The following is a 23946-nucleotide window of genomic DNA, read 5'->3' as shown; positions in this document are numbered from 1 at the left end:
AAAATTAAAAACAATCTCATAGCTCAATTAGGTAGAGCACCAGTCTTTTAAACTGGGAGTTGAAAGTTCGATTCTTTCTGGGATTACAAAGATTCATGGAGATTTTCAAATACCGACTGTCTCTCGGAAAAGAATTTTGAAGTGAATCTGAAAACTGGAAAGATAACGGTGGTTGTTTACCCGTCTTGGATGCGGGAGGTCGCAAGTTCGAATCTTGCTTTCCAGACAAAAAAGTGAAAAGTGAATTTTCAATTTTACTTCGTAAGTGAATTTTAAAAATTGACCAGCAAAGCGAATTGACAGTTCACTATTCACACTAAGTTAATTGTTTCAAAAAGAGGAAAGAAAAGGTTTGTCGAGAGCAGAAGATCTTTACGCCAAAAACACAATATTATATAGATAAACTTTTTCTTAACTCAATTAAACAGAAATATGGAAATTAATTAACAGAATATAAATTTTTAGATAAAATAAAGTTTGTCGAAGCGCAAAAGTTCTTACATCAAACAAAAAATTAAGACAGGCTTTATTTTTTTAGAATAGAAATTATCTAAAAACTATTAACTATCAACCAACAACTGGTTGCAAAAACGATGGCTCGCCGAAGTGGAAGAGTAGGGGCGGTCTGCAAAACCGTTGTGAAAACTGAGTGGGTTTTGAAATGTGAAACATTCGTGAATTCAAATAAAAAAACAAAAACGATTATGAACAATCCCATAACCATCTCAAATACATTTTGTCAATAGTCAATGGAGAATTTTGCTTTGTAAGTGAATTTTAAAATTGACCAGCGAAGCGAATTCACGATTAACAATTGACGAAATTAATTGTTCCGAAGAAAAAATAAAAGTTTGTCGGGCGCAGAAGTTCTTATATCAAACAAAAAATAAAAGACAGGCTTTGTTTTTCTTCAACCTTGATTCATCATGTAATTGGTCAGCATACAAGATTTTGATTCTTGGAGTTCAGGTTCAAATCCTGATGAATCAGCAAACTTTTAGAGATTGAATAGGAATTTAGTGCGAAGATTTACTCATTGAAAATTACCTATCACTCATCAACTTGCGGGTATGGCGAAACTGGAAAACGCGCTTGACTTAGGCTCAAGATTTTGAGGGTTCGACTCCCTCTTCCCGTACAATTTTGTGAAAACAAAGATAAAAATCAACAATTTAAAATTTAACAAAAACAAACTTAAAAATGTAGAAAAAATGGAAACGCAACAACAAAAATGGCAGAATATGAACGGAAAAATCTTCCGAAACTCTATCACAACTTTGGTAGAAGGAGCCATCATCCGCGAACAGAAAAATGGTCACCGACTGAAAGTATGCGTGGGTTCAGACTCCCATGTTTACGGTGACGCCATCAATTATGCGACTGCAGTTGTCTTTATCCGTGAAGGAAAAGGAGCGTTTACCTTTATCAGAAAAGAAAGAGAAATCCAGAAAATAAGCATCAAAGAGCGAATGCTGAATGAGGTCAATAAATCCGTAGAAATCGCTTACGCCATCTGTTCTATTCTGGAAATGTACGATGTAGAAATGGAGGTTCATGCCGACATCAATACCGATCCGGATTTTAAATCCAATGTCGCTTTAAAAGATGCTATGGGATATATTTTGGGAATGGGATATGTATTTAAAGCAAAACCTTATGCGTTTGCAAGTTCTAATTGTGCAGATATGATGGTTTAATCTTAAAAAATAAAAATTAAAACAATGGAAATCATAAAAAGGTTACTGTTTCTGGATGATATAAGATATCCGATTGAGGCGTATCAATACACGAAACAGGACATTTTCCTCAGAAAAGACTGGCATATCGTTCGGAATTACGAGCAGTTTGTTAAAAGGATTTTGGAAAAAGGACTTCCGGAGATGGTCTCTTTTGACCACGACCTCGCTGATGAACATTATTTGGAACCAAATTCTCAGGAATTTGTCGAGAAAACAGGCTACGATTGTGCGAAATGGCTGGTAGAATATTGTCTGGATAATTATTTTGATTTGCCAAAATTCTATTGCCACTCAATGAACCCTGTTGGAAAGCAAAATATTGAGAGCCTTTTAAAAAATTTCAAAAACTATTAAAATTAAAAAAAATGAAACCAAATATATTTTTCACGGCAGACCATCATTTTGGTCACGAAAATATTATAAAATTCTCCGAAAGACCTTTTGAGTCTTTGGAACAGATGAATGAAGAACTCATCAAAAGATGGAATGAAAGAATTGGCGAGAACGACACTGTCTATCATTTAGGCGATGTCAGTTTAGGCAAACCAGATTTCACGAAAGAAATTTTAGATCGATTAAACGGAAATATTCATTTAATAAAAGGCAATCATGAAGGCGCAGCATTAACTTATCCTAAACGATTCGCCTCGATTAGAGATTATCACGAATTGAAAATTGATGAGCCTGAAAACAGCAACGGTAAACAGAAAATCATTCTTTTTCATTACGCCATGAGAACTTGGAACGGTTCGCATCGAGGAGTTTGGCAGCTTTACGGACATTCACACGGAACTTTGCCGGATGATGAAACGGCATTGAGCTTCGATGTCGGTGTAGATTGTCATAATTTTTATCCGGTTTCGTACGAAGAAGTTAAGGAATTGATGAAAAAGAAAAAATGGACACCGCCGTTTGCTCCAAGAAATTAATAAGTTGGAAGTTGGGTGATGGAAGATAGAAAAGTCTGAATCTAGAGGAAATGAATTAAGCACTGTAAAAACTTCCATCTTCCCACATCCAACTTCCATCCATTAACAATTAAATTTTTTAAACAAATGAAAACAACAGATAAAATATTAATTATAGACCTTGAAGCCACGTGTTGGAATGACCGACCGCCGAGAGGTCAGGAAAGTGAAATCATAGAAATCGGAGTTTGCATAATGGATGCAAAAACCGGTAAGATTTCCAAAAATGAAGGTATTTTAGTTAAACCTCAATACTCAAAAGTAAGTCCGTTTTGTACGGAACTGACCTCTATTACTCAAGAGATGCTTGATGAGGAAGGCATTTTGCTGGAAGATGCATTAGATATTCTGAGATCAGATTATGATCCTGAAAATCTAACCTGGGCAAGTTTTGGAAACTACGATCTAAACATGCTTCAGAATCAGGCAAGAAAATTCAATGTCGATTATCCGTTGAGTGATGATCATATTAATGTGAAAACATTATTTGCTCAGCTGCATCCGATAAGAAAAAGCGTTGGAATGGACAGAGCATTGAAAGAGCTGAAAATCCCATTGGAAGGAACTCATCACATAGGTGTGGATGATGTGAAGAATATTGCGAAAATTCTTTTTTGGTGCTTGCAGAAAAACTGATTAAAATAAAAATTAATTATTTTTTTAATTAATTTTTCTACGCAAAAACATTGCGCAATTTCCTTTTTACTTTGCATCATCAAAATGAAACAACACTAAAATTTTGAAAAATAAATTTTTAGTCAAAATATCAGGCAGGTCACGTTGAGTGTTTCGGTATATCACCATTGCAGAAAGGTTTGTTGAGAAACATAATCTCTTTCTGTTCAACTTGATCTGAAGGTTTGAGGAATTTTTCCAAAAAAATTTCTGTAATTTTTCTAGGTACGGAGGTTCGAATCCTCCCTGTAGTCGATACAGTAGCTAAGTGGTATAGCATGGAAATCTTAGGATGCGAGGGTTCGAATCCCTCTCTCAATTCAGTTTTGAGGTAGCTCAGTTGGTTAGAGCACTACACTTTTAATGTAGTTTGAAAATAGACTTAAAATCTATTTTATCAGCGAGTTTGAATATCTCTCAAAAAATATTCACCATAGGAAAGTCTGGGATTTTTTTCAGTTGTTAAATCAACATTTTGAAAAAGCCTGTAAGAAAAGATGTTTTCTGAAAATGAAATTTAAGTTATGAGGTAATAATTCTTATAGGATTTTTTTTAAGTTAAAGTTTTAATATCAATGATCTAACAATGTTTTTTGTCCGCAAATAATCAAAGTTAAATCAAGTTTAAAATCAAAACTTTTTAAAATAAATTTAAAATTATTATACTCAGCTCAATGGAATTTTTTTGAATTGCTTCCCTTCCGCCGTTTTTGGAAGAAGAGATTCCGGATTTTTCTTTTAAAATTAAAAAAATGTTTGAGATGATTTTAAATTAACCACAAAAGAGACAAAAGATATTTGAAAGTAATAATTAGATAATCAAAGTTCTCAAAAGTGAAATTAAAGATTTTTGAAAACTGATGTGTTCTTTTTTGCAAGTTTAATAATAACCATTTAAAATATAAAACCATGATAAAGAATGTACAAATTAAGGCGTATGAAACAGGTTTGGTTTTCAAAAACGGAAACCTGATTGAGATTTTAAGAGAAGGTAATTTCTGGATTTTCGGAAATAAAACTGTGGAAACTTACGATATGAAATCTTTATTTAAATCAAATACTGATCTTACTCTTTTATTGAAAAATGAAAGACTGAAATCTCTGTTGGAAGTTGTTGAAGTGAAAGACGGTGAAATCGTTCTGATGTACGAAAACGGGATTTTCAAAGAAGTTTTGAATGTCGGTCAATATGCTTTCTGGAAAGGAATTTTGAACATAGAATTTCAAAAAATCGACTTGGCAAAAGTTGAAATTACAGAGAAAATCTCTAAAACAATTCTTGAAAATATGAAGTTGAAAAATTTCGTAAGAAAGTTTGTAGTAACGAATCAATATAAACGTCTTTTGCTGATTGACGGAAAATTAATCAAAATTCTGGAAGCTGGAACCTACTACTTCTGGAACAACGAAATTTCCATTGATGTAAAATCTGTTGATGTAAGAATGCAGCAAATGGAAATTGCAGGTCAGGAATTGTTGACAAAAGATAAAGCAATGCTTCGTATCAATTTTTATGTACGTTTTCAGGTGGAAAACATCGAAAAAGCGTTGATGGAAAACAAAGAATATGATAAGCAATTGTATATTATGATGCAGTTGGCTTTGCGTGAATTCGTTGGAGCTTTGACATTGGATGAACTGCTTGTGAAAAAAGATTCTGTAGGAAAAGAAATCCTGAAAAATCTTGACAATAAAGACGAAGATCTTGGTTTGAAAGCTTCCGATGCAGGAATCAGAGATGTAATTCTGACAGGAGAAATGAAGGAAATCATGAATCAGGTTTTGATTGCTGAGAAAAAAGCTCAGGCAAACAGCATCATGAGACGTGAAGAAACCGCTTCCACGAGAAGTTTGCTAAACACTGCGAAATTAATGGAAGAAAACGAAACACTTTGGAAGCTGAAAGAAATGGAATATATGGAGAAAATCGCCGATAAAATTGGAGATATCACCGTTTCCGGAAACAGCAACATCGTTTCTCAGTTGAAAGAAATTTTCGCAAAATAATATAGAGACAGATTTTCATAAATGAAAATCTGTCTCTACTTTTATATTCAAAAATGATCCTTAAGGATGATTTTACCAAAAATCAGATGCAAATCCGTTTAATTAAAACGATAATAAAATGAGACAAAAAATTATATATACATTGAAAGACAAAGAAACGATATTGAATGAAGATCAGCTCCATGAGCATACAAGCTATCTTAAACATTTTTATTGTGATGTTGTGCTTCAGAAGGTTGAAGAATATGCTTTCGGAAAACTTTTAAGTGCAGAACTTTACATTTCGGAGGACAATATTACTGATGAAGAGATTTTATTTGAAAATGTTTTCGTGACCGCAGTGACCATCATAAGAGAAAAGCTGTTTCAAAAATATACATTATTGCATAAAACAAGATATTACCTATTTACACGGCAATATGAAAATTATGAAATAAAAGATTCTTTAGATCGCATAATTTCAATCTTGAATGTCTATCAAAAAGGCGAACAGCCAGATCATAATAAAAAAACAATGCATGGAGACAATGGTGATAAATTGGATATTTACTATTTTTCAAGTGGAAATCCTACATTCAAGAAATCTGAAATAGAAAAAAAATTATCTGAATTTTCAAAAAATTGTAACGAAAAAAACGATGATTCTTACTATCTTAATTTTTTCCCGATGATTCCGTCAGGAGAAATAATTGAAACCGAAACCTGTAAATACTTTTCAGAGAAGTTTGGGGTAGAAAAAGAAGTAACACTGCAGGAAGCTTTTTTTAAAAGAAGTTTCGAAAAGAGAATATATCGAAACAATATCCATCAGAGAACGATTAGGTTTTCAGGGTTTAAAGTTTATTCGAAAGATTATTTTGTTTATGACAATTTTCCGATGACTTTAAAATTAGAAGATATAAATATTAATGTCACAATTAATTATTTGAGAGAAAAGAGAGACGGTTTTACGAAATGGGAGATAGAAGAATACAAAAAAAATATATTCACCGGAAAACGTATAGAAGTATTTGATATATTGGATAAAAGTATTTTTCGTCAAATATTCGATTTGAAAGGAAATGTTGAGTTTACAAGAAAAGACGCCTATTATGATGGCGATGATAATGAGTATGACGGGTTTTATTATGATGAAAATGGCGTATTGACAACGGAATACATCACAATTGATGATGGTTGGAGTGGAGAAGATGTTTATATTTCTGACTTACGAAATAGAGGTTTTTTTAACTCGGATTATGGTAAATATTATCTGTCTGCAAAGCCGGAAATTCCAGAATCGAGATTTTTAATTAAATCTTACAGAGAAATTTATAGAAATCATTTGGGTGAGATCATTACAAAAGAAGAAGCGGAGGAACTTTACGAGTATATTGAAGAAATTTTCGAAAACGATTTGCCCAAAAATAAAACAACTTATAAAGCATTCTCAAAAAAAGATCTTAAAGAAAAAACATATAAACAATACACGGAAAGTTATCATCATCATGTAAAAGAAATCCCGAATTTAGAAGATTTTTATTTAGGCAGAAACACTATTTATTACAACAGAAGATTAGAAAATACCTATATCGTTTATGATTTTTTGGTGCGTGATGTTGAAGATTTTTCGCAGGTAAAATATTCGGGAACGGTTGTTTATGATAATTTTTATAGATTAATAAGTAAAATTACTTTTAAAGAACGTACAAAAGAACTTATTTCAGGACAAAAAATTCATTACAACTTTTTCGAACCCCATCATACCACCGATAAAGGCTCTGCCGAATCCATCTTTGTGAATTTTAATCATAAAGGAGAAATTGAAAACTATGTTGACAGAAGCAAACCTTACAGCCCGGATTTCTATTCAAAAGAAAAATATGAAAATGAATATTTCTTCAGTATGAGTGCTGTAAATCAACCTTATTATAAAAGTTTAAAATCTCTTGTTCCTGAAGAAAAAGCTTATCCTTTCAAGGAATTTGAACAAGAAACAATGTATTTCAGAAAAGAAGGATCACATTGGGATACGGGAATTGATCTGTTCATGTCAGATTCAAAACTTAAAATTGCTTTGGACGATAACTGTTACTATTACTTCTTGGGAGAAAATGAAAAACCATCTGATCTTCCGATTATTGATTCGAATTTTAATATTGTCTTTTCCAATATTAAAAAATCGGCTTATAAAATAGAAACGGACTGCAATTATGACAATAAATTCAAAATGCATTTTATCATATCTCTTGATTCTGGAACTATAGAATGTCAATTTGAAAATAATTTTGATAACAAACTTAGCTTTGCATTATTGCAATCTGCAGATTATTCCGATCTCTATTCCTTTTATTACGATGATAAAAGGATGGCAATGATGGATATTTATCTTGAGCTGATTATTCAATTATTATTAAAAGCTTAATTGTATTGCAACCAATCTTCATAAGAAATCACTCCCAATTCCGGTTTTCCCACACCTTCCAATATCGAGATAAATTCCAGTTGATTTCCATCAGGATCATTAAAATAAATTGCCAAAGCCGGCATCCACGAGAAAACCATGGGTTGAATAGTTTCATTTTTTAGGAAATTATAAGGCTTTAAATTTTTATTTTTCAAAAACTCAACAGAATAATTTAAAATATCATCTTTATCGGCAGAAAAAGCAAAATGTCTCGTCTGCAAATTTTCCTTTTGCTCCCACAATCCCAACATCGATTCTTTATTTTTTCCAATCCATAGAAAAACAATCGGTCGGGTTTCGTCCCGGTGAGCCAATTCCAATCCTAAAACTTCAGTATAAAATTGAGTGGCAGTTTCCAAATCGCTTACCTGAATGTGAGTCTCGTATAATCCTTTAATCATCGTCTTAAATTTAATTAAACAAAGCTATAAAAGAGATTTTCAAAAATTTCAAATCAGTGATTCCTTTATTTAAAATCAATGATAGATTTTTTCTAAACACAAATCACACGAATGGTTTCACCAATTTCAAAATTGATTTTCAGTTTGTTTAATATTTTCCCATAAATGCACAACAGGTAGAATAATTTATTTTTGATGCTGTTTTCTATCTCTTTCCAAAACCTCAATCCTTTCCAATATTCTGGAGAGGATGTTTTTTTGGTCAAAAGCAAGATAACCGGCAATTTTATAAATCTCTTTTTCTGAATGTATTTCTTTTGGAATTGATGAAAGGTATTTTAAATTTCCATTTTCTATAAACAATAAAGTTTCAGAGTTTTCTTCTGCAATATTAGATTTTATCAAAAATAAAAAATCTCCTATGTTGTAGTTTGGTAAAATCAATGTGTTTTCACAGAATTCATAGATTAAATCAATATTTGCTAATGCTTTTTGCAGTGAGTTATATTTAGCATTATTGTCAAAATTATTTTCCCGATAGGGAAGATCTGAATTAAATGATAATTGAAATTTTTCAAAATTTTCTGGTTTATTTAAATCATCCACAGTTAAAGGAACAGTTAAAAATTTATCTAAATCCAGATTAAAGTAATGCACGACAGTGAGTAATGTTGATATTTTTGGTTCAGAACGTCCTTCTTCATAAGCACCAATTACACCTCTGTTTAATTCAAATAAATCTGCGAATGCTTGCTGACTCAAACCTTTTGCCTGTCTTATTGTTTTAATATTAGCTCCGAAAAAACTCATATGTCTAATTATTTTTGCAAATGTAAGATTAAATTTAAATATTTTGCTAATAATATTTGCATTATGGCAAATTTTTATTATATTTGTGAACATCCGTAAGAAATAAACAGTTATAGTTTGTAATTTAGGTTGGATCTCAATAAATATTAAATGAAAATTGGGTATTTATTGATAATAATTAAAATTAAAAAAAAAACACCAGATATGAACTTTCAAGAATTTTTAACCTTAGCTTTTTCGCCGGTCAACACCGTTTTGAGCGTGCTGCTTATTTTGGCGGTTATTTATTGGCTCTTCACGATTGTTACAGGTTTGGATATTGACATCGGGCTTGATGCGGATTTTGATATTGACACGAATGCACCGGATGGTCATGTTCATATTCCGGATGACCCTTCTGCATGGATTCATTTTTTAAAATTTCTGAATCTCGATATTGTTCCGATTACTTATTTTCTTACAATTTCGCTTTTTCTCACTTGGCTAGGCTCAATTTATCTCGAAGTTTTTGCTTCATTCGAAATTTGGATTTCAGCATTGTTAATTGTTCCTATGTTTTTAGTAAGTATGCTATTGACTAAAATGTTTTTAAAACCGCTCAATCCATTTTTTAGAGAAATTAATCACAAAGGAGAAGCTCCACATGAATTTTTGGGAAGACAGGGCAGAATGAAATCAACAATCCACGGAAACAAAATAGGGATTTTGGAAGTTTTTATCGGAAGCGACCCAATGACCTTAATGGTAAAAAGCAAAGATGGTGAAATGATCGAGCACGGAACAACAGTATACATAGTTGATGAAGCAGAAGGACGAAAGTATTATTACGTAGCCAAGGAAATTAAATTTTAAAAAATGAGAAGATTGAAACATTAAGAATATAAAAGTTTTAAGTTTTTAAAGGTCAGATAAATCTTATTAAGTGAGCGCTGAAAAAATATCTGCAGATATTTCCTTAATCCATTTTAAAAATTTAATCAAACTTAATGGTTCGAATAATTTCAATTAAAAACAAAAACACATTAAATAAATAAACTATAAAAATATGAATACACCTTTGATTGTAGGAATTGTTGTCATAGTGATAGCTTCCATCGGATTGATTTTCTGGATTTTATCTATGTATAAAAAAACGGTTCAGGGAATTGTGATTTTAAGAACAGGTTATGGCGGAACGAAAGTTTTCTTCAACGCAGGAATTGTTATTCCGGTCATCCATAGAATGGAATCGATGGATATTTCCGTAAAAAAACTGGAAATCGCCCGAGAAGGAAGAGCGGGATTGATTTGTAAAGATAATATGAGAGCCGATATTCAGGTGGCTTTCTTTATCAGAGTTAATAAATCAGCGGATGATATTGTGAATGTTGGGCAGACTATCGGTTGTCAGCGGGCTTCGGATATTCATACTTTGAGAGAATTATTTGAGGCTAAATTTTCGGAAGCTCTGAAAACGGTCGGCAAAAAGTTTGAATTTATCGAGCTGTACGAAGCGAGAAGCGAATTCCGCCAGGAAATTTTGGATATCATCGGAACAGATTTGAACGGTTATGTTCTGGATGACTGTGCGATTGATTATTTGGAACAGACCAAAATCGAGAATTTAGATAAAGACAATATTTTAGACTCAGAAGGGATTAAAAAGATTACAGAATTAACGGCGACTCAGAACATTAAGGCTAATCAGGTTCGAAGAGATGAGGAAAAAACAATTACAAAACAGAATGTTGAAGCCCGTGAAGCGATTTTAGAACTGGAAAAACAGTTGGCTGAAAAAGAAGAATCTCAGAAAAGAGAGGTGGCGAATATTAAGTCCCGTGAAAATGCAGAAATTTTAAAAGTTACAGAAGAAGAGCGTTTAAAATATGAAACTGTTCGTATTGCAACCGAAGAAAAACTGCAAATTGCCGAAGAAAATAAGCAAAGACAGGTAGTTATCGCTGCTAAGAATAAAGAGCGTGCAGACTTGGTGGAAACGGAAAGAGTGCAGAAAGACAAAATGCTGGAAGCTACAGAAAGAGAAAGAATTGTTTCTTTAGCTCAGATTGAAAAAGAAAAAGCAATCGAGTTAGAGAAGAAAAATATTCAGGATGCAATCCGTGAGCGTTTGACAATGGAAAAAACTGTAGTTGAAGAACAGCAAACCATTAAAGATCTGGAAGCGTTTAAAACCGCCGACAGAACGAAGCAGGTAGAAATCACTTTGGCAACTCAGGAAGCTGAAAAGAAATTAATTCAGGAAACAAGAGCCGCAGAATCCAGAAAATTATCTGCTGAGAAAGATGCTCAGAAATACGTCATCGAAGCTCAGGCAAAACGTGACGCAGCTGAAAAAGAAGCAGAAGCAAGAAAAATTATCGCTGATGCTAAAGCGAAAGAGGAAGCTACGGTTGGTTTATCTGAAGCTCAGGTTCTTCACGCAAAAGCCGATGCAGCCGAAAGACAGGGAATTGTAGAGTCTATTGTTATTGAGAAAAAAGCTGAAGCTGAAAGAAAAGAAGGAATTGCTCAGGCAGAAGTTATCAAAGAAAAAGCATTAGCGGAAGCTGCCGGAATTACCGAAAAGGCAGAAGCGATGAAAAAACTGAACGACGCAGGAAAAGAACACGAAGAATTCAGACTGACTTTATCAAAAGAAAAAGAAGTAGAGTTGGCGCAAATCTCAATTCAGAAAGAAATTGCACAGGCTCAAGCCGGAGTTTTAGCAGAAGCATTCAAGTCTGCAAAAATTGATATCGTAGGTGGAGATAATACTTTCTTTGATAACGTGATTCGCCAGGTTTCTGCAGGTAAAGGTTTAGATAAATTTATCAGCCACAGTGAAAATGCAACTTTGGTAAAAGAAAACCTTTTAGGCGACGGCGAAAACATCATTGGAAAAGTAATGGGAATGGTTGAAAAATACAACGTTTCCTCGGAAGATATCAAAAATATGAGTATTGCAAGTCTTATTTTTAAATTAAATAATGTTGCCAACCCACAGGAAAGAGGACTTCTTGACAGAGCAATGGATATGGCAAGAAATCTAGGCATCGACCAAAAACCAATCAGATAAACAGAAAATCTCTAAAAGTCCTGAAAGGACGATTTTGTAAAGGATAGGATAAAATCCTATCCATAAAAACAAGAAATTATATTGTAAAACTCTCATTGTGTGATTTTCAATGATACTTTGAGAGTTTTTTTTTCTAAAGGTATTTGATTTGAATAATTAATTCAATAGAAACGGGCTTTAGCCCGTTAAAAAAAAGGTCGATGTATTCGGCTTTAGCCAAAACTTAAAATAGCTTTAGGTCTTAGCTGAGTGCAACGCCATTGCGAACGGAAAAATAAACACAATATTTTCAAAAAAAATCTTGGTGAACTTTGCGTTAAAATCACCGCAGTATTTTCCAAAACATAACTGAGCGATGATGACACCAAACATCCATCATCATTCATCAAATATATAAAAACCTATGTCAGAACAACTCAATTCAGGGACATACGAAATAATTCAGAACCGTCTGAATGAGCAGAAAAATGATCTCATTCAGAGGCTTCAGAACTTGAACGAAAACCGTAAAGAGATTTTCGGCGGAGTAGATTTTTCACTCATCGCCAACGAAAGAATTTCTACGGAGCACAATTGCGTCGCCAAAGATATTTTCTCGCTGAAAGATACTTTGATCTTTGGCTCTAATGCACATTTGGGTTTGCAGACAGAGATTAATATCACTGATGTTTTTTCAATCTACAATATTAATGATGATCGATTTGAACCTCGTGATTCGTCGCTGATCAATGATGAAATCTTTATTGATGAGTTCAAAAATCTCTATAAATATTACAGAAATACATTTTTTGCACGCTTCCATTTTACCGAAAACTATCTGTATATGGTTTTTCAGTTGTCTGAAAGTACGTCGGATATCAAAGCGTTTAAATGGTTGATTAAAGACAATCAATTGATATACGTTGATTCCAGAAGTGCTTCGGAAGTCACGTATCCGCCGCAACATGGTTTTTTATGGACGAAAGCGACCCGAGATATGCAGCGAAGCGGAAAATTCCCGCACGTTTCTTTGGCGGATAAAGTTTTTGTGGAATCCATCGGTGGAGATCTAACCATAAAAATTGAAGACAATACCGATACCGGAAAAGGAATCTATTCTGAAGATGTCATTCATAAAGACCAGAATCTTGATGATGCGGAAATCTATTTTTGTGATCTGGATAATTTGGTTTTATTTAAAATTAAACCTTATCAGGAAACAGAAAGATATTTCATTTACAACCATAAAGAAAAAACGGTTTCCAGAGTTGATACGTTGAAGCATTCGGCGGTTTTGCTTCCGGAAAATCAGGGAGTTTTGTTCTCAAACGGTTATGCTTTGCAAACGGGTGGTTTGAAAGTGATTTCTCAGGATGTCAACAGACTTCATTATCTGAAAACGATTCAGGAGCCGAACGGTGAGAATTTCATGTATGTTTTCTACGATGATAAAACCAATAATTATCAGCTGATTTCGTATAATATCATTACCCAAACCATTGAAACACCGATTCGTTGTAGCGGATATTCGATTTTAAATGATGGAAAATTAATCTATTTAAGAGAAAGTGTTGAAACGACAAAGCATCATTTAGCTCAAATCTGGCAGACTCCATATTCAAAAGAATTGTTGCCGAATACGGAAAAATCAGACACACTACTTTATAAAATCGGGAATAAAGATATTGTAAGAGTCATGGCTGAAAGTCAGGAGCTGATTACACTTTTAAATAAAAAAGATTCTTACAGCGGGCTTTACGACGATATTGTTAAGCTTTCCACGACTATTTTAGATGCGTATTATTTCCTTGCGGATGATGAGGTTGAAAATCTCGACCAGCCTTTAAAGGAAATCAGAAGTATTGCCCATTCTGCGATTAATGAATACGAAAAGGTTGTCGAGCAGAAGAAAAATACAGGCGAATCCGTTGAAAAAATCAAAGTTGCCTGCGAGAAAATTTTAGATGAAACCAAAAGAATTCATTATTCTCAACTAACGGAATATATCGATATGCTTTCTCAAATCAGAGCGTTGCGCGGTGAAATTACCGGTGCACGAGATTTGAAATATGTTGATATTGCGGTTCTCGATTCTCTGGAAAAATCATTGGCTGAAAGATCAGAAGAACTTTCCAATGCGTGTGTGAATTTCCTGTTGCAGGACGAGGCGTTGCTTCCGTATCAAAACAGAGCAAAGCTTATTTCTGAAAATATAATCAATTTACAGAAAGCAATTGATGCAAAATCGATTGAGGAAGAAATTAATAATTTATCCGGACAGCTCGAACTTTTGGTGGATATTGTCAATAATTTGAAAATTGAAGACACTTCACAATCTACGCAGATTATTGAAAATATTTCCCTGATTTTTGCGAGATTAAATCAGGAACGGTTAGAACTTTCAAAAAGGAAAAGAGAAATTTCAGGAAAGGAATTGTCTGCTGATTTTCAGGCGCAAATGATGTTGTTTGACCAATCGGTAATCAATTTTCTGGAACTTTCCCAAACTCCCGAACAATGTGATGAATACCTGACCAAACTTTCCATTCAATTAGAAGAAATGGAGACGAAATTCGTTGATTTTGATGAATTCATACAAAATATAGGCGAAAAGCGTGAAGAAGTTTACGGTCATTTTCAAAACAAGAGAGTTCAGTTAACAGAATCCAGAAACAAGCGTACACAAAGTTTGTACGATTCTGCACTGCGAATTTTAAAATCTGTTCAGACAAAATCTGAATCTTTTGATTCTGAAAATGAAATTAACGGATATTTTGCAACCGATCTAATGGTTGAAAAAGTCCGTGATATTTCCCGACAGTTGATGGAAATGGAGGACTCTGCCAAAGCGGAAGAAATTCAGACTTTACTGAAAACTTCTCAGCAGGAATCGGTCAGAAAACTTAAAGATAAAAAGGAAATTTACGCAGACGGCGAAAATGTGATTGCTTTAGGGGATTATAAATTTGCGGTCAACCGTCAGAAATTAGACCTGACTTTGGTGATGAGAAATGCACGGTATTATTATCACTTAACGGGAACCGGATTTTACGAGCCTTTAAATTTTGAAACGATTTCAGATTATAAAGAAGTCTGGAATCAGGAATATATTTCAGAGAATCAGCAAGTCAGACGTTTTGAATATTTGGCGTGGAATATCTTTTCGCTAAATAAAAATATCAATACTGAAGAACAAAACCGAAATGCAATTCAGCAGTTTATGACTGAGCATTTTGGAGAAGGTTTGGTAAAAGGAATTCATGATGAAGATGCTCTTGTGATTGTTTCAAAACTTCAGCAGATGCATAATGAATTGGGTTTAATGCAGTTTACTCCCAAAGAAAGAGCGTTGGCGCAACTGTTCTGGTATTTTTTAAATCAGGAGAGAAAAGAATATTACCAAAAACAGTTTGAAGCAGCGGATTTAATTTCAAAGTCATTTACAACGGATAAAGGTTTTCAATATTTAAATGAAGAATTATCGAATGAAATAGAATCTTTTGCTCAGAATAATCATCTTTTTGCCGAAATCAATTATCTGAATGCCGCAATTTATCTTAAAAGAGAAAATAAATCAGCGTTTGTGGTTTCAGAAAAAGCAGGTTTATTGTATGAATTATTTTTAAAAGATTTAAAGGAAAAAGGTAAAGATTTAGAGCTTATCGACCAGCTTAATGCTTTGAAACAGTATCCTGCTGCTTGTTTTTCTATTGCAGAAAGCGCTTTGAATGCGTTTATATTTAATTCAGGATCAAGCTTTGAAGATGATGTTAGAAAAGAAGCAGCCGTATTTTTCGTGACACAGAATTTTGACGCTAAAAATATTTTTCACATCGCTTATGAAACGGTTCTAAAAGGATTAAAATCTTTAGAAAAAGATGTCGGTTATGCTGTAAATTATTATGAATTCATTTCTCGTTTATCCAATTTCAATGAAGTTGTCGTTCCAAAGTACAGACAGCTTCAGGAATTAAAAGCGAAATGGGTTTCTGATAAAAAGAAAGATTTAAAAATCGATACTTTCAAATCTCAGGTTTTAAGTTCGTTTGTGAGAAACAGATTGATTAATGATGTTTATTTTCCTTTAATCGGAGCAAATTTGGCCAAACAGTTGGGAACGGTTGGAAATGATAAACGTACCGACAGAATGGGAATGCTGCTTTTGGTTTCGCCTCCGGGTTACGGAAAAACGACTTTGATGGAATACATGGCAGACCGGATGGGATTGGTTTTTATGAAAATCAACGGTCCGTCAATCGGTCACGATATAGTTTCAACTGATCCAAGTGAGGCGAAAAATGCCGGTGCAAAACAGGAACTCGAAAAGTTGAATTTAGCTTTGGAAATGGGCGATAATGTAATTTTGTATCTCGATGATATTCAGCATTGTAATCCCGAGTTTCTGCAGAAATTCATTTCTTTAGCCGATGGACAGAGAAAAATTGAAGGAATTTATAATGGCGAAAGCAAAACCTATGATTTAAGATCGAAACGTTTCTGCCTCGTGATGGCCGGAAATCCTTATACAGAAAGTGGGGAGAAATTCAGAATTCCGGATATGTTGGCGAATCGTTCTGATACCTATAATTTAGGTGAAATTTCAGGCAGTAAATCGGAGTTATTTGATTTAAGTCTAATCGAAAATGCTTTAATGTCAAACGATTATCTTACCCGATTGACGCAGTTCGGAATGATAAATCTATACAATTTATACGAAAGTATTCAGTCTGATTCGCCGAATGTAGATTTGGAAGGGAATTTCAGTTCAAACGAGATTTCAGATTTTAGAAAAGTGCTTGAAAATACGTTGAAAGTAAGAGATATTGTTTTAAAAGTCAACAAACAATATATTTCTTCTGCAGCAATGTCTGATGATTACAGGAATGAGCCGTCTTTCAAACTGCAGGGATCTTACCGGAATATGAATAAATTGATTGCTCAGATTCACCCTATTTTAAAAGAGGAGGAAGTGACGCAGATTGTTTTAAATCATTATCAAAACGAATCTCAGACTTTGACGACCGGAGCAGAATCAAATATGCTTAAATTAAAAGAATTAATGAATCTGATTTCTGAAGATGAAAATTTACGCTGGGAAGAGATCAAGAAAACTTTCGTTACAAATAAAATGATTAAAGGTTTGGGAGATAATGACAGAATGACGCAGATAGTAGCTTTATTAGCTCAGTTCAGTGAAGGTTTGGATGGGATAAAAGATGTTTTAAAGAAGAGCTAATTTATCAACCCCAAAAAAATACTACGCAATTTGCGTAGTATTTTTTTATTTTTTTGAAGTTTCAATCAATTCATCTTCCAGTATTTTTTTCCATTTAGAAAAAGTTGTTCGGCTGATACTGTATTTTCTAGACATAAAACTCGTTGAAAGACTGTGTTTTTTCTGATAATTTAAAAGTTTTATCATTGTCTTTTTATCGTAAGTTTTCAACTGCTGATTTGTTTTTGCAGTTTCTTTATTGGGCTTGAAAAGTCTTTCGTTCAATTTTAAAATCTCTTCTGTTGAATTAAGTTTTCCAAGCTGTTCTTTTACTTTTGGGCATTCCAGTTTTTCGGGATGCTTCATTTTGAGCAGATCCTCGTAGATCTTGTTGTAATTTGGCCTCATAAGATATAATATTTTTCGGTGTGTTATCTCTTTTTCTGAATCCAGCGATGCAAAGTACTCTTCGGGATAGAATATTCCTTAATGACGTCTGCCTGAGTCATTTCTCCGGTTTCTATTCTGTTCAGGATAAAATCTTTTATTTCCTGGGTGTAAATATTCTTCCTGAATTGTGGGGTTGTTTCGCTCTTTTTTTCTGTTTTATTAACAGCTGAAGGTGGCGCATATAAAATAAGATGTGAACTGTATAATCTGAAAAAATCAAATTCCAGCAGTTTACTCCATCTTAGAAGAACGTCTGTGTCTACCGATTGGCTTTCGTATACATTCTCCACAAAATCCTCATCTTTGCCCAGAAAATTACATATTCTTTCAAGAGCAATATTCTTGCTCTCTACCATTTCCTTAATGTACGTACCTATATGTATATTTTTATATAACATTTATTAAAAACTAATTTTTTTTAAATTAATCATATTTTATCAAGTAAAGAAGTTGTTATTGCTGCCTTTTTAAGAAAAATGAGAATTTATTCTATGGCAAAATGATAGGGTTTTGATTCCCTGCTGTTTCATTACTTTACAAAATTAATTGATTACTAATTGTATAAATATGATTTTCAGCAATTTGTGCTTTGTGATTGGTTGGTGAAACAAGATTTTACAATGAGCTTTTTATCTCAGATAACAGTTTAAAATAATAATAAAGACTATTAGTGTGATTTAATAAAGGTTTTTAATTCTTTGTTTTATAAATCTTCATTCTTCGATATTACATTACACTATTTAACATAATATTTTTACTCTAATATAAAATTATGGTTAATTATCATCTTGTTTGCATGTCAAAAGTAGAAAAAATTAATGAATAAATCACAATTTATTATTCAATAAACATTAATAATATTTAATTAATATTGAGAAATGATTGTTAAATAGCGGCTAATACAAGAAAATAATGTTTTAAATATTGGCTTTCGTATAGATTCTCAATTATATACACTTTCTTTCAGATATAAAGTTTTTCAGGAAAAATTGAATTGTGACTCTTATGTCTTATTTTTGTAACGTCAAAAAAATAGATTGAATAAGAGGATAGTAATAGTATATTTATAAACTATATTTTATTTTAATAATTAATTTATGTTTTTTTTGATAATATTATAAACTGCTATGCGATCAATAGATTTATTCGACTTCACAAAGAAAATCAATTATAAAAATGAACTTTTGGCTGGGTTCACTGTCGCAATGACTATGATTCCAGAATCGCTATCTTTTGCCATACTTGCCGGACTTTCGCCCTTGATTGGTTTGTATGCTGCCTTTATGATGGGATTAGTCACTTCAATTTTAGGAGGCCGTCCCGGAATGGTTTCCGGTGGAGCGGGAGCTACAATTGTTGTTTTAATTGCCCTGATAAAAACTCACGGTGTAGAATGTCTTTTTGCAACGGTAGTTCTTGCCGGAATTTTTCAGGTATTGGTCGGAGCTTTCAGGCTTGGAAAATTTGTTAGATTAATTCCGCAACCTGTAATGTATGGTTTTTTAAATGGTTTAGCGGTCATTATTTTTATGGCACAGGTTGAGCAGTTTAAAATAATTGATGCAAATGGAGCTGTAAGCTGGTTACAAGGAAGCTCTTTGTATATAATGGCAGGTTTGACGGTTTTAACGATTGCGATTGTTTATTTTTTTCCAAAAATCACCAAAGTTATTCCTGCCTCTCTGGTTGCAATAGTGATTGTTTTTGGAATTGTTTTAGGTTTCGGAATTAATACAAAAACCGTTGCGGATATTGCCCACATCAGCGGAAGTTTGCCGGTTTTTCATATTCCGCGCATTTCTTTTTCAGTCGAAACTTTACAGATTATTTTTCCTTATGCTTTAATTATGGCAGGAGTTGGTTTAATTGAGTCTCTTTTAACTTTATCAATGGTTGATGAAATCACCAATTCCAAAGGAAGTGCCAATAAAGAATCTGTTGCGCAGGGTTTGGCCAATATCACGAATGGTTTTTTTGGAGGAATGGGCGGTTGTGCAATGGTTGCCCAGACTTTAGTTAATTTAAATGCAGGCTCAAGAGCAAGGCTTTCCGGAATTATTGCATCTCTCACTATTTTAGTTATCATTTTGGTCGGAGCTCCGTTTATTGAAAAAATTCCGATGGCAGCTTTGGTTGGAGTGATGATGATGGTTGCAATAAGTACTTTTCAATGGGTTTCGATTAGAATTGTCAATAAAATGCCAAAATCTGATATTTTTGTAGGAATTACAGTAGCTTTAATTACGATTATTCTTCATAATTTGGCATTAGCAGTTTTGGTTGGCGTTATTATTTCTGCGTTGGTTTTTGCATGGGATAATGCGAAAAGAATCAGAACAAAAAAGTATTTAGATAAAAACGGGATTAAATATTACGAAGTTTCAGGGCCGCTGTTTTTTGGTTCTGTTACTGCTTTTGCAGATAAATTTGATCCTGAAAATGATCCCGAGCAAGTAGTAATCGATTTCAAAGAAAGCCGGATTGTGGATATGAGTGCTATTGATGCCTTAGATAAAGTATCAAAAAAATACAGTCAGTTAAACAAGAAACTTCATTTGAAACATCTCAGCGAAGATTCAATAAAAATGTTAAAAAATGCTGAAGCAGTGATAGAGGTCAATATCCAGGAAGATCCTACATATAAAGTTATGCCGGATAAATAGTGGATTGTAAGTGTTTTTTTGAAAAGCAATACCTTCTCAGATTTAACGAGATGGTATTGCTTTTAGAAAAAATTATTTTTTAATAAATTTAAAGCTGGAAATTCCTTCAATATCAAGAAAATAAGCTCCGTTATTTAATGAGGAAACATTAATTTTTGAATCATTCAATTCTCCTGTAAGCACGATTCTGCCATTAATATCGATGATTTTGTATACGTTTTTACCTTTCAATGGAATGTTTACAGATAAAATATCACTTACTGGATTAGGCGCAATACTAGTATTTGATTTTATTGATTTTACGTCATTTGTTGAAAGCGTACTGTTGTATAATTGACTGATTTCTGTTGTGGTAAGAACTCTGCTCCAAATTCCAACATCATCAATACTTGCAGCAATATATCCGCCGCCGATTGCCCTGCCAATATAAAAAGGCATTGCAGCTGATGTAGAGCCGGTGTAAGCATTAGTTGATGTTGATACTAAAGCTCCATTTTTGTAAAGCTGCATTGTTTGATTATTATAAACTGCGACAAAATGTTCCCATGCTGTTGTAGAATAATTTGGTCCGTTTGCCCAGGTCCAGGATTCGCCTTGTTTGTTGGTTCCAAAAATGGTTTTTGTAGCATCACATTGAAGAAGCCAAATAAAATTCCCTGAAGTGTTTGAGCCACTCATCATCGCAACACCTTCAGAATTTCCGGTTTTTTTCATCCAAAACGATATAGAATAAGTTCCACTTTGTGAAAAATTATAAGATAATGAGGATTTTGTAAGAAATGCACTTGTTCCGTTAAAGGAATACGCTGTATTTGCTGTGCCATTTCTGTCTGCGGTAAGGGTTGCTCCGGTTACCGTTAAATCATTTGAGTTACCGCTCGTATCAATTGCACTTCCTGTAAAACCCCACCATGCGACTAATCCTGATGTGGGAACGTAGGTTGGCGTTTGTGCTTTTGCAAATAAAGAAAACAGAATTGAAGAGAGGAGTAGTGTTCGTTTCATAAGTATTAATTTTTAATGGTTTTTCAAATATAGCTATTAGTTTTAAATATTTGACACTGATATGATTTTATTCATGTATTATTTTTGCTATAAATGGTATTTGTTTAATTTTTTTATGTTAAAATTGCTTAATATATTGTATTTATGTGATGTGATATTTTTGTTTTAAATGATTTTTGAGAAATTTATAATAAATAAAGCAGAATTTGTTTAATAATATTCTATAAAAAATATCATCTATTTAAAATTGCCATTTTAGATTTCAAAAATCATACGACAAGACTAATCTGGAAATTCAAAAGTATAAACATCTTTCATTAGTGTTTAATAATATCTTAAAAAATCTTAAAAAGAATCAAGATTGAATGAAAAATTTTATCTTTGATAAGTTTTGATTTTAAAACACAAAATCTTGGAAAAAAGTTGTGGTATTAAGGAAGAAACTTTTTTCAGCAAAAGCTTACTAGATTAATTTAAATTATTTTGAAAACAGATATCGATATTCAAAACCATGATCATTTTTCTTTTGATTTATGGCTTACTTTAATCAAATCTCATCCCGAATTTAAGGCAAAAAGAGTTGAGCTTTTCTCTTCATTTTTTGATGTAAATAAACCGATTGAAGAAGTTGCTAAAACAGTGAAATACTACGATGATCTTTGCAATAATATTAATGAGGTAATCGGTGGAAATATCGATACATTTGAGATTTATTTATTGATTTTGGCTGCATTAAATGTTGATTTAAAACGATTAAATAAAGATGTCTTGAATGATTTTTATCAAAAAAGTGAAGACCTGTTTTTAGAATATAAACCTGTTGTGATTTTTAACGAATTGCATCAGTTTTTTGATGAAATCAAAAGTCAGGATAAGACTATTAATATTCTTAGCAATACAGGTTTTATAAAAGGAACTACGATGCGGAAATTTCTTGCAAATGAAAATCTGAATCAATACATCGATTTCCATATTTATTCTGATGAAATCAATTGCTCAAAACCCAGTCCGGAGATTTTTCAGGAAGTGAGAAATTTAATCAAAAATAAAGATTTACAATTGGAGAAGATTTTGCATATCGGTGATAATCCGATTGCTGATTACAAAGGCGCAAAAGATTTCGGTTTCAGTGCACACCTTCTAAAACACAAAATATAATTATGAATAAACGTTACAGTTTACATAAAATAAACTCTTCAGAAGAGTTTACATTTTCTCCTGCGGAGTACAGCTATTTCAAATATGGAGACAAATTTTACGCAGAGAAGTTTGCAAAAGAACTTTTCGACGGCTTTATTTCTCAACATCCTGAAATTTTAAATACAGAAAAAGAAATCCTTGTTTTGCCGAGTCCTTACATGGCGATTCCTACAGCTTCGAATTTTCTTTGTTTTTATTTTAAAAAGCATCTTGATTTTTATCTTTTTCAAAAAGGAAAAAAGGCAAGTATTATTTCAAAAATCAACAGAAATCATACATATACAACCGATTATGGCAATTTAAGTTTTGAAGACCGTAAAAACCTGATTTCCAATGATACCTATTATCTCGATAAAGATTTTTTAAGAGAAAAACTCTGCATTTTTATTGATGATATTAAAATTACAGGAAGTCATGAATTTACAGTGAACAAAATTTTAAATGAATATGCGGTAAATGCCGATTTTCTTTTCATGTATTACGCGGAACTGACGAATTCTGATATTGATCCGAAGATTGAAAATTTCTTCAATTATTACACTGTAAAAAATGTAGAAGACGTTGCAGAAGTAATGGCTAAGGAAAGTTTTCAGTTCAATACGAGAATTGTAAAGTATATTTTAGGTTTAGATTCAAGTAATTTTGATTATCTTACGTCTAAAATAAAAAAACAACATACAGATGATTTAATTGAGCTTGCAATCAGCAACAATTATCATTTAATAAAAGAATATAAAAATAACATAAACACTTTAACACAAACAGAAATCTATTATGGCAATTAATTTACAGAAAGGACAAAGAGAAAATATAAACGCACCAAAATTTACAGTTGGTTTAGGTTGGGACGTTAACAATACTTCAACCGGCGGAGCTTTCGATCTTGATGCATCGCTTTTTTTATTGGGTGACAACAAAAGACTGGTTTCAGACAGCCATTTTATTTTTTATAACAACCTTGAATCTCCGGATAAATCTGTGATTCATACAGGAGATAACTTAACAGGAGACGGTGATGGAGATGATGAGCAAATTAAAATTGATTTAACTAAAATTGATTCTGCCGTAAAAGAAATTTCAGTGGTTGTAACAATTCACGAAGCAGATACTAGAAGACAGAATTTTGGTCAGGTAAGAAATTCTTTTATCAGAATTTTTAATACAGATACCAACGAGGAAATTTTAAAGTATGAATTGGATGAAGATTTCTCTATCGAAACCGCAGTAGAATTCGGAAGAATTTACAACAGAAACGGAGAATGGAAATTTGAAGCAGTAGGAAGCGGTCAGAGAGACGGCCTTGAAAAATTTGTATCAATGTATCAATAATTAT

At 32.8% G+C, this 23946-nt stretch carries 18 protein-coding genes and 3 tRNA genes; 16 read left to right on the top strand and 5 right to left on the bottom strand.

Features of this window, described 5'->3' with window-relative positions; genetic code table 11:
- The first annotated feature begins 12 nt into the window (after positions 1–12).
- From ACOOWA_RS14530 to ACOOWA_RS14490, 9 genes are all read left to right on the top strand, one after another.
- Positions 13–86, top strand: a tRNA-Lys gene (locus ACOOWA_RS14530).
- Between the two features lie 68 nt (positions 87–154).
- A tRNA-Pro gene (locus tag ACOOWA_RS14525) sits at positions 155–226 on the top strand.
- An 838-nt stretch (positions 227–1064) separates the two neighbouring features.
- Positions 1065–1138: transfer RNA gene (locus ACOOWA_RS14520), tRNA-Leu, on the top strand.
- A gap of 73 nt (positions 1139–1211) precedes the next feature.
- Positions 1212–1697, top strand: coding sequence for a ribonuclease H-like YkuK family protein (locus ACOOWA_RS14515; RefSeq protein WP_421376263.1), 486 nt, complete (start codon positions 1212–1214; stop codon positions 1695–1697).
- A 24-nt stretch (positions 1698–1721) separates the two neighbouring features.
- The gene (locus ACOOWA_RS14510) at positions 1722–2093 is read left to right on the top strand and encodes a cyclic-phosphate processing receiver domain-containing protein (RefSeq protein WP_421376261.1); all 372 of its coding nucleotides are present in this window, start codon (positions 1722–1724) and stop codon (positions 2091–2093) included.
- Positions 2094–2104: 11 nt separating this feature from the next.
- Positions 2105–2668, top strand: coding sequence for a metallophosphoesterase family protein (locus tag ACOOWA_RS14505; protein ID WP_421376260.1), 564 nt, complete (start codon positions 2105–2107; stop codon positions 2666–2668).
- A 126-nt stretch (positions 2669–2794) separates the two neighbouring features.
- Positions 2795–3343, top strand: coding sequence for an exonuclease domain-containing protein (locus ACOOWA_RS14500; protein ID WP_421376259.1), 549 nt, complete (start codon positions 2795–2797; stop codon positions 3341–3343).
- A 948-nt stretch (positions 3344–4291) separates the two neighbouring features.
- Positions 4292–5389 carry a slipin family protein gene (locus ACOOWA_RS14495; protein ID WP_421376257.1) on the top strand — a complete coding sequence of 366 codons (1098 nt, stop codon included), beginning with the start codon at positions 4292–4294 and terminating at the stop codon, positions 5387–5389.
- A 118-nt stretch (positions 5390–5507) separates the two neighbouring features.
- Positions 5508–7793, top strand: coding sequence for a hypothetical protein (locus ACOOWA_RS14490; RefSeq protein ID WP_421376255.1), 2286 nt, complete (start codon positions 5508–5510; stop codon positions 7791–7793).
- Here the strand turns inward: ACOOWA_RS14490 and ACOOWA_RS14485 are convergent.
- Together ACOOWA_RS14485 and ACOOWA_RS14480 are read right to left on the bottom strand one after the other, a co-directional pair.
- Positions 7790–8236 (bottom strand): VOC family protein, encoded by a 447-nt coding sequence (locus ACOOWA_RS14485; protein WP_421376253.1) that lies wholly within the window; start codon positions 8234–8236, stop codon positions 7790–7792. The two genes, ACOOWA_RS14490 and ACOOWA_RS14485, sit on opposite strands and share 4 nt — an antisense overlap.
- A gap of 186 nt (positions 8237–8422) precedes the next feature.
- A complete protein-coding gene (locus ACOOWA_RS14480) occupies positions 8423–9139 on the bottom strand; it encodes a helix-turn-helix domain-containing protein (RefSeq protein ID WP_421376252.1) in 717 nt (238 codons plus the stop codon).
- Between the two features lie 111 nt (positions 9140–9250).
- On the opposite strand from ACOOWA_RS14480, the gene ACOOWA_RS14475 reads away from it, so the two are divergent.
- The 3 genes from ACOOWA_RS14475 to ACOOWA_RS14465 all read left to right on the top strand — a co-directional run bounded on the left by ACOOWA_RS14475 (position 9251) and on the right by ACOOWA_RS14465 (position 17316).
- A complete protein-coding gene (locus ACOOWA_RS14475) occupies positions 9251–9898 on the top strand; it encodes a hypothetical protein (RefSeq protein WP_421376251.1) in 648 nt (215 codons plus the stop codon).
- A 193-nt stretch (positions 9899–10091) separates the two neighbouring features.
- Positions 10092–12101, top strand: a complete 2010-nt coding sequence (locus ACOOWA_RS14470; protein WP_421376250.1) for a flotillin family protein — start codon at positions 10092–10094, stop codon at positions 12099–12101.
- Positions 12102–12504: 403 nt separating this feature from the next.
- Entirely contained in the window at positions 12505–17316 is a 4812-nt protein-coding gene (locus ACOOWA_RS14465; protein ID WP_421376248.1) for a DNA repair ATPase, read from the top strand.
- Positions 17317–17361: 45 nt separating this feature from the next.
- On the opposite strand, the gene ACOOWA_RS14460 is transcribed toward ACOOWA_RS14465, so the two are convergent.
- On the bottom strand, positions 17362–17703 hold the full coding sequence (locus ACOOWA_RS14460; RefSeq protein ID WP_421376246.1) for a helix-turn-helix domain-containing protein: 342 nt from the start codon (positions 17701–17703) through the stop codon (positions 17362–17364).
- 23 nt (positions 17704–17726) lie between these two features.
- On the bottom strand, positions 17727–18143 hold the full coding sequence (locus ACOOWA_RS14455) for a transposase (protein WP_421376244.1): 417 nt from the start codon (positions 18141–18143) through the stop codon (positions 17727–17729).
- 729 nt (positions 18144–18872) lie between these two features.
- Between ACOOWA_RS14455 and ACOOWA_RS14450 the strand changes: the two genes are divergently transcribed.
- Entirely contained in the window at positions 18873–20408 is a 1536-nt protein-coding gene (locus ACOOWA_RS14450; RefSeq protein WP_421376243.1) for a SulP family inorganic anion transporter, read from the top strand.
- 72 nt (positions 20409–20480) lie between these two features.
- Here the strand turns inward: ACOOWA_RS14450 and ACOOWA_RS14445 are convergent, their stop codons facing one another.
- Positions 20481–21413 carry a LamG-like jellyroll fold domain-containing protein gene (locus ACOOWA_RS14445; protein WP_421376242.1) on the bottom strand — a complete coding sequence of 311 codons (933 nt, stop codon included), beginning with the start codon at positions 21411–21413 and terminating at the stop codon, positions 20481–20483.
- A gap of 483 nt (positions 21414–21896) precedes the next feature.
- On the opposite strand from ACOOWA_RS14445, the gene ACOOWA_RS14440 reads away from it, so the two are divergent.
- From ACOOWA_RS14440 to ACOOWA_RS14430, 3 genes are read left to right on the top strand one after another with little or no spacing between them, the layout of a single operon-like run.
- Positions 21897–22571: an HAD family hydrolase gene (locus tag ACOOWA_RS14440; RefSeq protein ID WP_421376240.1), complete on the top strand. Its 675-nt coding sequence runs from the start codon at positions 21897–21899 to the stop codon at positions 22569–22571.
- A 2-nt stretch (positions 22572–22573) separates the two neighbouring features.
- Positions 22574–23398, top strand: coding sequence for a phosphoribosyltransferase family protein (locus tag ACOOWA_RS14435; protein WP_421376238.1), 825 nt, complete (start codon positions 22574–22576; stop codon positions 23396–23398).
- On the top strand, positions 23388–23942 hold the full coding sequence (locus ACOOWA_RS14430) for a TerD family protein (RefSeq protein WP_421376236.1): 555 nt from the start codon (positions 23388–23390) through the stop codon (positions 23940–23942). The genes ACOOWA_RS14435 and ACOOWA_RS14430 overlap by 11 nt, the downstream gene beginning before the upstream one ends.
- Positions 23943–23946 lie beyond the last annotated feature (4 nt).

The organism is Chryseobacterium sp. GP-SGM7, assembly GCF_049166575.1.
In the GTDB taxonomy this organism is placed as follows: domain Bacteria; phylum Bacteroidota; class Bacteroidia; order Flavobacteriales; family Weeksellaceae; genus Chryseobacterium.
Note: the sequence above shows the minus strand (reverse complement) of the source record. Positions and strands in the feature narration are given on the sequence as shown.

Coding starts and splice junctions, on each gene's coding strand:
- ACOOWA_RS14515 (WP_421376263.1), top strand. CDS start 1,212: ATGGAAACGCAACAACAAAAATGGCAGAATATGAACGGAAAAATCTTC.
- ACOOWA_RS14510 (WP_421376261.1), top strand. CDS start 1,722: ATGGAAATCATAAAAAGGTTACTGTTTCTGGATGATATAAGATATCCG.
- ACOOWA_RS14505 (WP_421376260.1), top strand. CDS start 2,105: ATGAAACCAAATATATTTTTCACGGCAGACCATCATTTTGGTCACGAA.
- ACOOWA_RS14500 (WP_421376259.1), top strand. CDS start 2,795: ATGAAAACAACAGATAAAATATTAATTATAGACCTTGAAGCCACGTGT.
- ACOOWA_RS14495 (WP_421376257.1), top strand. CDS start 4,292: ATGATAAAGAATGTACAAATTAAGGCGTATGAAACAGGTTTGGTTTTC.
- ACOOWA_RS14490 (WP_421376255.1), top strand. CDS start 5,508: ATGAGACAAAAAATTATATATACATTGAAAGACAAAGAAACGATATTG.
- ACOOWA_RS14485 (WP_421376253.1), bottom strand. CDS start 8,236: ATGATTAAAGGATTATACGAGACTCACATTCAGGTAAGCGATTTGGAA.
- ACOOWA_RS14480 (WP_421376252.1), bottom strand. CDS start 9,139: ATGTTCACAAATATAATAAAAATTTGCCATAATGCAAATATTATTAGC.
- ACOOWA_RS14475 (WP_421376251.1), top strand. CDS start 9,251: ATGAACTTTCAAGAATTTTTAACCTTAGCTTTTTCGCCGGTCAACACC.
- ACOOWA_RS14470 (WP_421376250.1), top strand. CDS start 10,092: ATGAATACACCTTTGATTGTAGGAATTGTTGTCATAGTGATAGCTTCC.
- ACOOWA_RS14465 (WP_421376248.1), top strand. CDS start 12,505: ATGTCAGAACAACTCAATTCAGGGACATACGAAATAATTCAGAACCGT.
- ACOOWA_RS14460 (WP_421376246.1), bottom strand. CDS start 17,703: ATGAGGCCAAATTACAACAAGATCTACGAGGATCTGCTCAAAATGAAG.
- ACOOWA_RS14455 (WP_421376244.1), bottom strand. CDS start 18,143: ATGTTATATAAAAATATACATATAGGTACGTACATTAAGGAAATGGTA.
- ACOOWA_RS14450 (WP_421376243.1), top strand. CDS start 18,873: ATGCGATCAATAGATTTATTCGACTTCACAAAGAAAATCAATTATAAA.
- ACOOWA_RS14445 (WP_421376242.1), bottom strand. CDS start 21,413: ATGAAACGAACACTACTCCTCTCTTCAATTCTGTTTTCTTTATTTGCA.
- ACOOWA_RS14435 (WP_421376238.1), top strand. CDS start 22,574: ATGAATAAACGTTACAGTTTACATAAAATAAACTCTTCAGAAGAGTTT.
- ACOOWA_RS14430 (WP_421376236.1), top strand. CDS start 23,388: ATGGCAATTAATTTACAGAAAGGACAAAGAGAAAATATAAACGCACCA.